Genomic DNA, 13868 nt, shown 5'->3' on the forward strand with positions numbered 1-13868 from the left:
CCGGCGGATTTGCCGCGATAGGGTTCGCGACTCGTCTGCGAGTCCGTATTGTTATTGGATACTGATGGTCGTCGGCACTTGCGTGGTGCGAGTGCCAACAATGACCGCGCCGCTTCCTGCGGACGACGTTCGGCCGAGCGTGGCTTGCAGCAAATTCGCAAGCCGCCTGGCTTGAACGGGCGAGCGGACGATCGCAAAACACGCTGAACCGCTACCTGTCAATTGACACGTTATACCGGACGTCCGCCACACTGATTCTATGATTTCGTCAATTTGTGGTGCAAGTATTCTCGCCGGTTCTGACAATCGGTTGATCATCCGTCGGGTAATCGCCCTAAGATCGCCTCTTTCAAGCGAACGCACGATTTCGCTGCCGTCAATCGGTTCGTCCGGCACTTGCGAAGCTGCGTAAACTTTGCCGGTTGATAGGCTGACGCTCGGATAGATGACGACGACATGCAGCGGCTCGGCCAGATTGACGGGTGATAAGCATTCGCCGCGACCGGTTGCGCGAATCGCTGACATCGGATTGATACCAAGCCCCAAGAAGAACGGTACATCGCTGCCAATCGATGCTGCGATGTCCATCAATTTTGGATGACGCGAATCGATACCGCATAGCTTTGCTGCACAAGCGATCGCCGAGGCTGCGTCGCTGCTGGCACCGCCCATGCCCGCGCCCGCCGGAACGCTTTTCCGAAGTTCACAATCGAAACCACCGACGATGTTGAATTCCGCGATGAATCGGGATAGCGCTCGGGACACCAGATTTGATTCGCCGACCGGTATTGAAAGCAGATCATTCGACCGTTTGGGGTCATCGTCGATGCCCAGTCGTTGGGCGACGACTTTCCGCGACGGCAACCAATCGATCGTTAAGCGTATGCCCGGCTCGGTGCTGCGGCGGATTCGCAGTTCGTCGCACCAGTCGATCGGAACCATCACCGTATCGATCTCATGAAAGCCATCGTCGCGACGCGCTTTCAATTCCAAAAACAGATTCAATTTTGCCGGCGCCCGCGTGTGGGCAACCGTCCCGACGGGATAGCCGCCGATTTCGGGTGCGTTCTTGGAAGCGAGGCCGTTCATGCCACACGCCGCGCTGCGGTGTGCATGCTCCGGTGCAATTGTTCGTCTTCGATTGCGATTAGGGTTATGCCAGCCGCTTTCGCATCGGCAAACGTTTTCTCGCGTTCGACAACGATCGTCTTGTCCGCTTCGACTACGATCGCCTTTCCGCCCGCGGCACGAACTTTCTCGATCGTCTGCGGGCCAATCGTGGGAACATCGAACCGCATGTCTTGGTTTGGTTTGCTGACCTTCACCATGGTCCATCCGCCGCGTTTGCAGAGTTCGCCGGTCCTTTGGATGCAGGCGTCGGTTCCTTCGATCGCTTCGACGGCGATGATTGTGCCGTCTTTGATTGTGATCGTTTGCCCGATGTCCATGCCGCCCATCTGTTTGGCGACGGCCCAGCCCGCATCGATGTCGTTTTGTAGCGTCGCCGAAGGAGCAACGCCCGCTAATAGTCCGCAATTCACAAGCAGCTCCGGAGCAAAATCGGTAGCGGCGCAAATCTCAATGCCGCTGCGCGTGTAGGTATCAGTGACGGCCAATAGCAAGCTATCGTCGCGAGCATCTCGGCGGCGTCCGAATAGAACCGGTCCGAATGTGCGGATGCAAGTCAGGTCCGGAAAATGTTGTAGCCAGATCGAACCGCTGTAAAGTAGGTCTGCTTTGAACAGCTTGCCCGCCATAGTGACATGTCGGACTCCGTTACGTCGAAAATATCGCAAGTGCTTGCCGATTTTTCCCACGCCGGACCAAAGGACATGGTCGCAAATGGATTCCAGCGAGCTGCTGGCGTGACCCTTGATCGCGATGCAAGACACCGAATGGCCGCTGCGAACAAGTTCTTGCGCAACTTCAACCGGAAAGTTGCCCCATCCGGCAACCAAGCCAATCGGCGGCAAGTCGTGTTTGGCATGGTGATGGGCCAGGAGCGTTTGCGAACGTGCCGGCCGGTAACCGAGTCGATCGATCATGCCGCACTGCGGTCCGGATGGTCGGGGAAAGTCTTCGAGTCGGCCGAATCGGATGAGCTTGATTCCGCGATCCGCGATGTCAATTGATCAAGATCGCGGCGAAGCTGTTTGACCTCACGACGCATCTCGGGCAATTTGCGTTCGACGGCCATGATTTGCATCTGTTCGCGTTGGGGAGTGGCGGGTGACCCAAGGTAGACTTGGTTGCCGACACAGTCGTCCATGACACCGGCCTGGGCACCGACGATCGCGTGATCACCCAGCGTGACGTGATCTTTCAGTCCGACTTGACCGGCAAGGATGACATAGTCGCCGGTTCGCGAACTGCCGGCGATTCCGACTTGGCTGCACAACAAGTTGTGGCGTCCGATTTGACAGTTGTGAGCGATCATTACTTGATTATCGATCTTCGTGCCCTCGCCGATTCGCGTCGCACCGTACGTGCCCCGGTCGATCGTAGCACCCGCACCGATTTCGACGTCGGATTCAATAGCGACGTAACCCAATTGGGCCGTCGGAACGTGGCGGCCGTTTTGTTGGCGATAGCCGAATCCGTGCGCACCGATGACGGTCCCGGCGTGGATGATGACTCGATCGGCAAGTTCCGTGTACTCGTAGAGCGTCACATTGGGATGGATCACACAATCGGCGCCGATCTTGCATCGCGGCATGATGACAACGCCCGGTCGGACTCGCGTACGAGGACCAATGACGACGTCGGCGCCAATCGTCACACCGGGGTGTACGGTCGCCGTGGGGTGAATGGTCGCAGTGGGATCGACCCCGTCGGCGAGTGGAGTGTCGTCGATCGCGGGTCGAAAGTGGGCAACGATTTTCGCGAAGGCTTCGTGAGGATCGGCGACGACGATTTGGGCGCACGAAATTGCTTCAGTCTCGGATGACGTCACCACCGCAAGAACTCCGGACGATTCGATCCGCGGCGCGATCGCGGCGGCTTTTTTGGGGTCGTCCAGCATGGTGATCTGGCCCGGTTGGGCTTGATCGGGCGGATTGGCACCGGTGCAGACGGTGTCTCCGACGCCACTTTTGGTGACAAGGCGACCACCTACGATTGCGGCGATTTGTGACAGTTGCATCGTTTTCCCCGCATTCGGTAGCTGACAGTAGTTCTCGACTTGCCTACCTATACAAACTGGCATCCGACGGGATCAAGGTGAAAAAACACGATGGTTGAGTCTGAGTTGGGCCAACAATCAACGATTCGGGCAGCCCTTGTGACCCCGCGGGCGGGGATCGAACTGAAAAGCAGCTCGGCACCCTGCCCTGCACCTCCTATTGATTCCTAATTCCCTTCTCCGTCCGTTCGATCCGTGTTCACGAAGGTCCGTTTGTGCTTAATTACTGACCCAGTTCTTGTCGCCCATCGCCTTCCGAGTCTTCGATGCTTCAGCCGATCCCTGTTCCGGAAAATGTGCTTGAGTACGTTTTGTCGCGTGAGGCCGCGCGGTTGCTTGATGATGCGGACGTGCGGATCACGGACTTCACCAGACGCCAGCGGCCGGCGATCGAGAACTTTGTCGTCTGTGATTTTCGATTGGTCGACGCCGCGCTGGCCTGGATCGACGATGCCGACTTGGCGTGTGGCCAACGGTTTTGCGAATGGGGAAGCGGATTCGGTGTTGTCGCGATGTTGGCGGGCCTGCGCGGTTGGGAATCGTGTGGGATTGAAGTCGAACCCGCGTTGATCGACCAAGCGCACGACTTGGCGGAGGATCACGACATTGATGTCCAGTTCGCTGCCGGAAGCTTTATCCCCGAAGGCGCCGATGAATTGCTGGACTTTGTCGAAGACATTTCTCACATCGACACCGATTGCCCTAGCGGTTACGACGAATTGGATACCGACATCGCAGATTTCGATTTGTTTTTCGCGTTTCCTTGGCCGGGCGAGCACGGGTTTTGGGAAGCGGTGTTCGAACGGTACGCGGCAACGAACGCGTTGCTGTTGACGTACCACGGCATCGAGAGCATCAAGCTGCAGCGGAAAGTTTCTTAATCATCAATTCCTCAATCTTTGGCCGTTCCACTCATGTCATCTGAAGCCCGTTTGGATCGATTGGCTCAACAACTCGCTTCGCTAGAAGTCGATGCGTTCTTGGTTACCGACGAAACCAACGTTCGTTATCTCAGCGGGTTTACCGGCGACAGTTCGTCGTTGTTGATCACGTCGGCGGGGACAACGGTTTTGTCGGACGGTCGATACGAAACTCAATTGGCCCAACAGTGTCCGAAGTTGGCCACGGCGATTCGGCCGCCCGACCAGACGCTGGTCGAATTGACGGTCGAAGTCCTGGCCGCTTCACCGCAGCGACGTGTTGCCATCGAAGCCCATCATTGGACGCTTGCTGGATTCGGCAAACTCCGTCAAGCATGCGACAGCGTCCAGTGGTCCGAGACGACGGGCGTCGTCGAAGAGTTGCGGATGATCAAGGATGCCAACGAGATCGCGATCACGCGTCGCGCGGTCGAGATCGCTCAGCGCGCGTTCGCCTCGGTACGGCCGATGTTGACCGACGCGATGACCGAGCGGTCGGTGGCTCACGAATTGGAAGCCAAAATGCGATCGCTCGGTGCCGAGGGTTGCTCGTTTGCGCCGATCGTTGCGGCCGGTCCGGCCGGTGCCCTGCCACACTATCGACCGTCGGATCTAAAACTGGGCGACCGAACGATGGGCGGCGAGCCGACTTTGTTGATCGATTGGGGAGCAAAGTATGAAGGCTACGCCAGCGACTTGACGCGGACCTTGCACCGGCCGGGCGCCAGCGATCGTTACCGACGCGCCTACGAAGCGGTCTTGGAGGCTCAGTTGGCCGCGATCGGCACGATCGGGCCAGGCGTCAAGGCCAGCGCCGTCGATGCCGTCGCCCGGGGGGTGCTGGCACGGCATGGCATGGTTGACGCTTTCAAACATGGTCTGGGGCACGGGACGGGGCTGCAAATCCACGAATCTCCGCGAATGTCGGCCAGTAGCACTGAAACACTTGCCGCCGGCATGATCATCACGGTTGAGCCGGGGGTGTATTTTGCGGGTGAATTTGGCGTTCGTATCGAAGATGACATCCTTGTGACGGATTCCGGATGCGAGGTACTGAGTGACTTGCCAAAGGGACTCGAAGATTCTGTCTGGTTGTTGTAAAACTTTGGCAGCAAACAAACGTCCCGATCCTAGAGAAGGGATATTTCCCATCAATACGAATCTACCCGACCGCGAGTCCAGCATGAGCAAAGGCGGAAAGCCAAAGGATGTGTTCGACGTCGAACGTATCCGCCAGATCATTCAATTGATGGAAGAACACGACTTGTCGGAAGTCGATCTGCAGCAAGGTGACGAGAAAATCAAGCTCGGCCGTGGTGCAAAGAACGTCTATTCACCACCTCCGGTCGCGGCCCCTGCGTACGCGGCATCTGCTCCCGCGGCGGCCGCGGGCGGATCACCACCCGAGGATGCCGGCACGTTCACGATCAACGCGCCGATGGTCGGCACCTTTTACAGCAAAGCGACTCCGGAATCGCCTTCGTTCGTGAAGGTCGGTGATCATGTCGGGCCTGATACGGTGGTTTGTATCGTCGAAGCCATGAAGGTCTTCAATGAGATTCCCGCCGAATGCAGCGGAACGATTGTGGCGGTCTTGGCAAGCGATCAAGAGCCCGTCGATTTTGGCAAGCCGATGTTCCGCGTGAAGCCGGACGCCTAATCGGTGGCCGCGAAAGCTGAGAATCCCGTGTTCAATAAAATTTTGATCGCCAACCGTGGCGAGATCGCTTTGCGCATCATCCGAGCCTGTCGCGAGATGGGCATCGGTTCCGTTGCTGTTTACAGCCAGGCCGACGCCGAGTCGATGCACGTTCGTCTGGCGGACGAAGCCTATTGCGTCGGCGGGCCGCGAAGCAGCGACAGCTATCTGAAGATCGATCAGATCATCGCCGCGGCGGAAGTGTCGGGTGCCGACGCGATTCACCCGGGATACGGCTTCTTGGCCGAGAACGCGCACTTCAACGAAGTTTGCCGGTCCAGTGGGTTCGAATTCATCGGCCCCAGTCCGACCGCGATGGAAAAACTGGGTGATAAGAACACCGCGCGCTCGATGGCGATCGCCAGCAAGGTGCCCGTGGTCCCCGGCAGCGACGGGTTGATCGACGACGACTCGCAGGCTCTCGAGATCGCAAAAAAGATCGGTTTTCCCGTGCTGATCAAAGCAACCGCAGGCGGCGGCGGCAAAGGCATGCGGGTTGCCGAGACGGAACATTCGTTGATGAAGGCGCTGGACCAAGCCCGCACCGAAGCGCAAGCAGCGTTCGGAAACGGTGGTGTTTATTTGGAACGTTATGTCGGTCGGCCAAGGCACATCGAAGTGCAAGTCATCGCCGATTCGCACGGCAATGTTTGCCACTTGTTCGAACGTGATTGCAGCGTGCAGCGCCGTCACCAAAAATTAATCGAAGAAGCGCCTAGTCCGAATCTTCCGCCCAAACGCCGCAAAGAAATTTGCGAAGCAGCGGTGCGAATGATTCGCGGGGCCGAATACACCAATGCCGGCACCGTCGAATTCATTGTTGACCAAGACGACAATTTCTACTTCATCGAAGTCAACGCGCGGATCCAAGTGGAACACCCGGTATCGGAAATGATCACCGGCGTCGATTTGATCAAAGAGCAGATTCGGGTTGCGGCGGGTTTGCCGCTGTCGTTCAAGCAGAAAGATTTGTCGGTTCGCGGGCACGCGCTCGAATGCCGGATCAATGCCGAGAACCCCGACAAGAATTTTCAACCCAACCCAGGCAAGATCACCGGCTTTTTCGCGCCCGGCGGTTTAGGTGTCCGTTTCGATTCGCACGTTTACACGGGCTATACAGTTCCGCCGCATTACGATTCGATGATCGGCAAACTGATCGTACACTGTCCGACGCGCGCCGAAGCGATCGCCACGATGCGTCGGGCGTTGGCCGAATTGCAGGTCGAAGGAATCAGCACGACAGCGGCATTTCATGACAAAGTCCTGAAGCATCCCGAGTTCGTCGCAGGCTTACACGACACGAAGTTCGTTGAACGTGAATTTTTGAATTAACGGGACGCCGTGTTTTTTTTCATCGACCCGTTCGCGATCCTGCTCGCATTGGTTCCCTTGATTGGGTACTTGATGATTTTCAGCTTCATTCGATTGTCGGGTCGGGCGTTGGTGACGACGGGCGCACGCGACATCGCAGCGCTGGCGGTCGGAATTTCTGGACTGTTGGCGGTTGGCCCCGCCGAGTTGTTTTTCCCGTCGACGGCGGCGACGCTGTTCGGGCCAGTCGTTTGGTTAGCCCTGATCGCGTTCTATTTGCTGGTCGTCGCGTTGATAACGCTAACAAGTCGGCCAAAGTTGGTCGTCTTTGGACGCTCGCCCGAGGACGTCTACCCCGCCCTGGCCCGTGCTTGCAAACGAATCGATGACAGCTCAGTCGGCGATGACCGAGCATTGCAAATTCGATTGCCAAAGTTGGGAATCCACGTTCGCGTCGATGGACAACGCGGCATGGATTACACCCGCGTGATGACATTCGAGCCCATCGGTGATCCCCGATTTTGGCAAATGTTGCTTGGGAATCTTCGCTTCGAGGTCAAGCAGGATGTCGTTGCGACGCCGCGTCGAGGGTTGGGCATGTTGGCGGTTGCCGTGTTGCTTGCCGGAGTCCTGATGTGGCAAGGATTCGGCAACCAGGAATTAGTGGTCGAGGGCTTCCGCGATTGGCTTTGGCGATAGAGAATCTGCCCCACCATTCGGTGCAGTGCCACATACTTATTCGTCCTCGACTTTCCTGTGTCGGAACCCAAGCGATGCTCGCAAAAGATATCAAGACCGGAACGGTTGTCGTCCACGACGGCAATCCCGTGATCATCCAAGGCATCAACGTCCAATCGCCGTCGGCGCGCGGTGCAGCGACCTTGTACAAGTTTCGTGCCCGCAACGTTTTGACCAAGAACAAGGTCGATATCGTTTTGAAGGGTACGGACAACTTGGACGAGGCAGACTTTTCGCGGCGTGACGTTCAGGTCACGTATAGCGACGCGACGCATCTTCATTTGATGGACAAGGAAGACTTTCAAGACTACGAATTGCCGCTCGAGGAAGTCGAAGAGGAAATGCAGTACATGCCCGAGGGTTTAGAGGGCATCCGGGCGCTGATCTATAACGACGAATGTGTCGGGCTGGATCTGCCGCCGACCGTCGAGATGACGATCACCCAGTGTGACCCTAGCGTCAAAGGCAACTCGGCCACCTCGCGAAGCAAGCCCGCCACCATGGAAACCGGGCTGGTCGTTCAAGTGCCCGAGCACATCAAAGAAGGCGAGCGGTTGAAGATTGACACGCGAACAGGAATGTTTGTTTCGCGAGCTTAGCCAGTCCAAACGTCCTACCTTGGCGCTTCGTCCGCGGCCAATTCGATCCACATCGGCATTTGGCGTGTTACCAGCATCGCTGCTTCCGGAGACACCCCGAACTGGGCGGCAAAGTCAAAGGTTCCCGAGCGGCCAGTGAATTCGGCGGTGAACTTTGGGTCCAGCAAGATATGTTGGCGAAGCCCCTCGCGATTAACGATCGACTCGACACCGGGAATCATCCCCAGTTCGCCAAGTCGTCCCGGGCCGACGCCCAGATCGCCCACCATGATGCAGTCTTCATCACCCTGGGTTTCGTAGGTGAAGTTGCGAACGCTGACGAAGACATCGTCTAGTACAGCCAATTCGCCCGAAGGTCGGTCTCGCGATGGTGGTATCGCGCGTGCGTTGATCAATGTGAAGCGAAGTGGTCGTCGACCATCGGTAAATCCGATGCGTGTTTCGAACGATCCGTACATCGGTTCAAACAGCATTCGATCTGCTTCGTCATTCACCACACCGATTGAATCGGGTACCGCGGCGATTCGGGACTTGTCCCAAACAAACGCGTAGGATTGGAATTGTCCGCGCCGTCCGACTGGCTTGCTGATATTGACGCCGTAGTCGCCGCCCGACGCGGTCATCTTTTCGACCGCATCGCGAATCGGCGTGGCGTCGCCGCCATCGATACCTTGAACCGCAACAACATCGAATTGCGCCAAGATGCGGGCCAGCAACCGAATTTGTTCTGGTGCCACCAACGTGGCGTCCGCGAATCCTTCCAGCGCGATCGTTGCCACGCGAATGGTTTCGTTCGATTTGCCATTGTCGCCAAAGCCGACCGGCGTCAAGTCAACTTTCGAATCGGCGGCCAATGCATCGCTTGATCCGATCCCGTCCAGGGACGATAGGTTGATGCGCCCTGACATCAAAAAGCCAGCCAAGACGACGATTGTGACGACCGTCGCAATGGGGCCCAACCAACGCACCAGGGGGACGTCGATGGAAACGCTGCTGATTCGGCTTCGTCGTCGCCGACGCATGCTGCCGAAGATGCCCGTCACGCTGCCTCGCCGATCATTTCAAGGGCTTCGGCAACCAGTCGTTGCAACCGGGGCGGCGCGTCTTCGGCGGTTCGACGCAGCGTGATTGCGGCCGAAGCAGCCGAAGGACCGATTTGGCTGAGTGCCCAAGCAGCGCGTTCTCGTGCCGGCAAATACAGCGAGTCGCCGAGGCAAATTTCGAGCGCGTCGACGGCAACGCGAGTTTTTGGTGCGACATCGGGGCCGAGCCGGCCAAGCATGGTGGCGGCCCAGTAACACACTTCGCCTTCTTCGCCGCCCGCCAATAAATCGGCCAGTTCCTCGACATCCGACGCGACTGGTGCGATGGCGACTTCCAACAGTTCGGCCGCCCATCGGCGAACTTCGTCGTCACGGCATCCGGCAAGCCGAACGACGGCCGCGGTATAGCCCCTCAGCTCGGTTTGTTCTGCCATTTCTTGCAAAGCGGATGCCTGATCGCTGGCCGAGGTGCTGGTCAATCGTTCGGACCAAGATCGAGTTTCGGCTGACATATTTGGGCTCTCCGTCGCTTTGCGAGCAGTGGGGTGGTTTGGCCGAATGAGCGGACATACTGACAAATTCGCCAGCAGACGACTACAATTGGGTTTGTTCTCTGGTACGGAAAATTGAGTGTTTCACACAAGAGCTTTTCGATGAAACTAGCACTCGATTTTGCCGGGATTGCCGGTCGAGCGTGGAATGGTACTGTCCGCGGGGATTTTTTCTTCGCCTCGAATGCGGTCAAGTAACCAAAGGCGGCTTCGTTTGCAGGCTTCAGTTGGGCAATGAGCCGTCCATCCGACGAATAAACTGTTATTTCTTTAGGAAATCTGATGAGCCTTCTTTCACACTACAACGAATCGCGACCCGCGATTTCGTTTGAACTGTTTCCGCCCAAGACCGAAGAAGGCATGGAAGTGCTTTGCGACAATGTGCGTCAATTGTGCGAGTTCAAGCCAAGCTATTTCACATGCACGTACGGCGCCGGTGGTTCGACGCGCGGAACGACATTGTCAGTGCTCCAAAGAGTGCGTGAGATCACGAATTTGCCGGTCGCGTCTCACCTGACGTGCGTCGGTTCGACGGTGGCCGAACTGGAATCCTATCTTGCCGAAGCCGTCGCCCAAGGTGTGGACTACATCGTTGCGCTTCGCGGTGATCCGCCCAAGGGAACCGACAAGTTCGTCGCCGTTGAAGGTGGTTTGAATTACGCCAACGAATTGGTCGAAGTGATTCAAGGCAAGTTCTCGAATCTCGGTATCGCGGTTGCGGGGTACCCCGAAGTCCACCAAGAGGCGCCCGATGCGAAAACCGATTTGGAAAATTTGAAGCGCAAGGTTGATGCCGGCGCCGACATCGTCGTCACTCAATTGTTTTACGACAACATCGACTATTTTCGTTTCCGTGACCGATGTGTGGCTGCCGGTATCAACGTGCCGATCGTGCCCGGCATCCTGCCCGTAACGAATTTCAAGCAGGCCCAACGGATCGCTTCGATGTGCAAAGCCGGAATTCCCTACGATCTCGAAAAAGCGATGAATGCGACGGATGACCCACAATCGCAATTTGAAATCGGCGTCGAACATGCACGTCAGCAAACGATCAACTTGATCGAAAACGGTGTTCCCGGCATTCACTACTATGTGCTGAACAAGAGCGACGCCGCCAAGGCGCTTCTTGACGGGATTCAAATGGTCGGTTGATCCATTCGGCGATGAACGTGCCAACGCCTGTATGCCTTCCTCCGTTTCTTTGCCACACCTTGGATGAAGCCGAGGCGTTGGGACGACACGAATTCGTGTCTCGCCGTGACATCAACGCGTTCGTTGACGATGAATCTCAAGTTGACGCTTGTCGCCGAGCGTTTGACTCATCGGGCGTCACCGATATCGTTCTGGTCCATGGGACATTTGCGGGCAACGACTCGTTGGGGACGCTGCGTCGGTTGGCGAGTTTCTCGCCCGGCTTGGCCGATCAATGGATGGTGCAGATCAAGCGGGGTTTTGATCAGTTAGCGGGTGAAGTCGGTAACTTCACGCAAGACTATGCCGATCAAATGCTCGCGCGAGTCCAGCTTCCCGGCGGCCGCCACGTTCGAGTCGACCGGCTTCATTGGTCTGGCGAAAATCATACGCTCGGCCGAGCCAACGCAGTCATGGCGTTGTTCAGCCGGTTGATCAGCGAAGGTGGATGCGAACGCGTTTTGATCATGGCACACTCGCACGGTGGAAATGTCGTCGCGATGTTGTCCCACTTGATCGCGACGAACGCGGATACGCGGAAAGCCTTCTGTCGAAATCTGCGGCTGTCGCCCGGAGAACTTGATCGGTTTTGCGAATGTGAAGTCGGACGAATGCCCAAGATCGACGTCGTGAACTTTGGCACGCCACTGAGATACCGTTGGAACGTTTCCGCAATCGCGAATCTGATGCACGTTGTCCAACATCGTTCGCTCGATCCGTCCGTTCCGGCACGAGCCGAGTTTCCCACGTCGGTCGAAGATCTTCGCAGTGCGGCCGCGGGTGACTATGTCCAACAAATCGGTATCGCGGGTACCGACTTCCCGGCGGTAGCGGACGGGATCGGCGATTTGCGCCGCAATCGTCGATTGCGGAAAATGTTTGAATCCGACGGCGCTGGCCGTGACTTGGTCAATCGATTGCGTCGGGGGCGACGCTGTTCGCTCGACGGCGTAACGCTATTGATGGACTATCCCGATGATTCGGATAAGGGAAACCGCAAGCTATTTGGCCACGGTGTTTACACGGCGTCGAAATGGATTCCGTTCCATATGAAAATGATCGGCGATCGCTTTTACGGGCTCGCCGGTCGATTAGACGAGCGCGATCAAACCTGAGGCTCTGTCATTTTCCAAGGATCCAACGCTTCCGTGAGGGTATCCTCGGGCAGGATGCCTTTCTCGCGACAAAGTTCGCGAATCGTTTGACCGGTTGAGAATGCTTCTTTGGCAAGTTTGGCGGCTTGGTCATAGCCAATCAAGGCGTTCAGGCTGGTGCACATTGCCAAGCTTTGTTCCACCGATGCATCGCAAGCCTCTTCGTTGGCTTGCAAATCATCCAAGCAAAATTCGACGAACGCGACGACACCTTGCGAAAGCAGGTGGACCGATTCCAAGACTGTATCTGCCATCACTGGCATCATGATATTGAGTTGGAAATTTCCGCCGCTCGCGCCGCTGACCGTCATCGTCGTGTCATTGCCCATCACGCGTGCGGTCAGCTGCATCATCGATTCGCACATCACGGGGTTCACTTTGCCCGGCATGATCGAGCTGCCCGGTTGGCGATCGGGCAGAATGACTTCGAAGAATCCGCAACGAGGTCCGCTGCCGAGCCATCGAATATTGTTGGCAACGTTGAAGAGTGTCTGAGCGATGCATTTCAGTTCGCCATGCGAGTGAACGAGTGCATCGCGTTGGGCATTGGCCTCGAAATGGTTGGCTGCTTCCACAAAAGCGATCCCCGTTTTTTCGGCCAGCACCGCAGCGACTCTGGAGCCGAATTCTGGGTGAGTGTTGATGCCGCTGCCGACGGCGGTGCCACCGACCGGCAATTCCAGCACTGCATCGCGAGCCGATTCGGCGCGAGCGATCGACAACTCGATCTGTCTCGCAAATCCGCCGAATTCTTGGCCAAGACGCAGCGGCGTGGCGTCCATCAAGTGAGTGCGTCCGATCTTGATGATCTTATCCCACTGTTTGGCCTTGTCGGCGAGCACCACGTGCATTCGGCGCAATGCGGGCAGCAACTGCGTTTCGATTTGAACGGCGGTGGCAACGTGAATTGCGGTAGGAAACGTATCGTTGGTGCTCTGTCCCATGTTGACGTGATCGTTGGGGTGAATCGGTTTTTCGGCCGCCAACCGATCTCCGCCTGCGATCTCGATCGCCCGATTGCTGATCACTTCATTGACATTCATGTTGCTGCTGGTTCCGCTTCCCGTTTGAAAAACGTCAATCGGGAATTGATCGGCTAGCCCGCCTTCGGCGATTTCCATCGCCGCTTGCAACATCGCGCTGACCTGACCATCCAGCATCGGGTTCTTGCCCGTTCCTGTTAGTTTTCCGAGATCTCGATTGGCTACACCACAGGCGTATTTGACCCATCCCATTGCCGAAATCATCGCCGGTGGCAGCCGCCATCCGCTAATCGGAAAGTTCTCAACCGCCCTTTGCGTTTGAGCTCCGTAAAACGCGTTTGCGGGAACACGAACTTCGCCCATGGAATCGCGTTCGGTTCGGTAGTCAGTCATGGTGCTGTTGGCTTCTGTTCGAGGCGGAAAGGAAGGGGAAATGGCACTTGTCGGTGGTGCGACGTGACCGCGAGTCCATCATAAGGGGACATCCGCATTGTCGGG

Annotated in this window: 14 protein-coding genes; 8 read left to right on the forward strand and 6 right to left on the reverse strand. The window is 57.0% G+C overall.

Annotated elements, in window-relative coordinates; all coding sequences use genetic code 11:
* Positions 1 to 51: 51 nt before the first annotated feature.
* From Poly51_RS21575 to lpxD, 3 genes are read right to left on the reverse strand one after another with little or no spacing between them, the layout of a single operon-like run.
* Entirely contained in the window at positions 52 to 1089 is a 1038-nt protein-coding gene (locus Poly51_RS21575; RefSeq protein ID WP_146460032.1) for a 4-(cytidine 5'-diphospho)-2-C-methyl-D-erythritol kinase, read from the reverse strand.
* On the reverse strand, positions 1086 to 2045 hold the full coding sequence (locus tag Poly51_RS21580; protein ID WP_146460035.1) for an LpxI family protein: 960 nt from the start codon (positions 2043 to 2045) through the stop codon (positions 1086 to 1088). Before Poly51_RS21580 ends, Poly51_RS21575 begins: the two co-directional genes overlap by 4 nt.
* Entirely contained in the window at positions 2042 to 3142 is a 1101-nt protein-coding gene (gene lpxD / locus Poly51_RS21585; protein ID WP_146460037.1) for a UDP-3-O-(3-hydroxymyristoyl)glucosamine N-acyltransferase, read from the reverse strand. Before lpxD ends, Poly51_RS21580 begins: the two co-directional genes overlap by 4 nt.
* A gap of 305 nt (positions 3143 to 3447) precedes the next feature.
* On the opposite strand from lpxD, the gene Poly51_RS21590 reads away from it, so the two are divergent.
* From Poly51_RS21590 to Poly51_RS21615, 6 genes are all read left to right on the forward strand, one after another.
* Complete coding sequence (locus tag Poly51_RS21590) at positions 3448 to 4062, forward strand: hypothetical protein (protein WP_146460039.1); 615 nt, start codon at positions 3448 to 3450, stop codon at positions 4060 to 4062.
* A gap of 33 nt (positions 4063 to 4095) precedes the next feature.
* The gene (locus tag Poly51_RS21595; RefSeq protein ID WP_146460041.1) at positions 4096 to 5202 is read left to right on the forward strand and encodes a M24 family metallopeptidase; all 1107 of its coding nucleotides are present in this window, start codon (positions 4096 to 4098) and stop codon (positions 5200 to 5202) included.
* 82 nt (positions 5203 to 5284) lie between these two features.
* Positions 5285 to 5761, forward strand: a complete 477-nt coding sequence (gene accB, locus Poly51_RS21600) for an acetyl-CoA carboxylase biotin carboxyl carrier protein (RefSeq protein WP_146460043.1) — start codon at positions 5285 to 5287, stop codon at positions 5759 to 5761.
* 27 nt (positions 5762 to 5788) lie between these two features.
* Complete coding sequence (accC, locus tag Poly51_RS21605; protein WP_146460045.1) at positions 5789 to 7132, forward strand: acetyl-CoA carboxylase biotin carboxylase subunit; 1344 nt, start codon at positions 5789 to 5791, stop codon at positions 7130 to 7132.
* Positions 7133 to 7141: 9 nt separating this feature from the next.
* A complete protein-coding gene (locus Poly51_RS21610; RefSeq protein ID WP_146460047.1) occupies positions 7142 to 7810 on the forward strand; it encodes a hypothetical protein in 669 nt (222 codons plus the stop codon).
* A gap of 74 nt (positions 7811 to 7884) precedes the next feature.
* On the forward strand, positions 7885 to 8448 hold the full coding sequence (locus tag Poly51_RS21615; RefSeq protein ID WP_146460049.1) for an elongation factor P: 564 nt from the start codon (positions 7885 to 7887) through the stop codon (positions 8446 to 8448).
* Between the two features lie 14 nt (positions 8449 to 8462).
* Here Poly51_RS21615 and Poly51_RS21620 read toward each other — a convergent pair whose 3' ends face one another.
* Both Poly51_RS21620 and Poly51_RS21625 read right to left on the reverse strand, forming a co-directional pair.
* Positions 8463 to 9491 carry a hypothetical protein gene (locus Poly51_RS21620; protein ID WP_146460051.1) on the reverse strand — a complete coding sequence of 343 codons (1029 nt, stop codon included), beginning with the start codon at positions 9489 to 9491 and terminating at the stop codon, positions 8463 to 8465.
* Complete coding sequence (locus Poly51_RS21625; RefSeq protein ID WP_146460053.1) at positions 9488 to 10003, reverse strand: hypothetical protein; 516 nt, start codon at positions 10001 to 10003, stop codon at positions 9488 to 9490. Before Poly51_RS21625 ends, Poly51_RS21620 begins: the two co-directional genes overlap by 4 nt.
* A 321-nt stretch (positions 10004 to 10324) precedes the next feature.
* Here Poly51_RS21625 and metF point away from each other — a divergent pair, with 321 nt between their 5' ends.
* Together metF and Poly51_RS21635 are read left to right on the forward strand one after the other, a co-directional pair.
* Entirely contained in the window at positions 10325 to 11194 is an 870-nt protein-coding gene (gene metF, locus Poly51_RS21630) for a methylenetetrahydrofolate reductase [NAD(P)H] (protein WP_146460055.1), read from the forward strand.
* 11 nt (positions 11195 to 11205) lie between these two features.
* A complete protein-coding gene (locus tag Poly51_RS21635) occupies positions 11206 to 12348 on the forward strand; it encodes a hypothetical protein (protein WP_186775713.1) in 1143 nt (380 codons plus the stop codon).
* Here Poly51_RS21635 and Poly51_RS21640 read toward each other — a convergent pair.
* Positions 12339 to 13763 (reverse strand): class II fumarate hydratase, encoded by a 1425-nt coding sequence (locus Poly51_RS21640; protein ID WP_146460059.1) that lies wholly within the window; start codon positions 13761 to 13763, stop codon positions 12339 to 12341. The genes Poly51_RS21635 and Poly51_RS21640 overlap by 10 nt on opposite strands.
* Positions 13764 to 13868: the final 105 nt, after the last annotated feature.

The organism is Rubripirellula tenax (assembly GCF_007860125.1).
GTDB classification, from domain to species: Bacteria; Planctomycetota; Planctomycetia; order Pirellulales; family Pirellulaceae; genus Rubripirellula; species Rubripirellula tenax.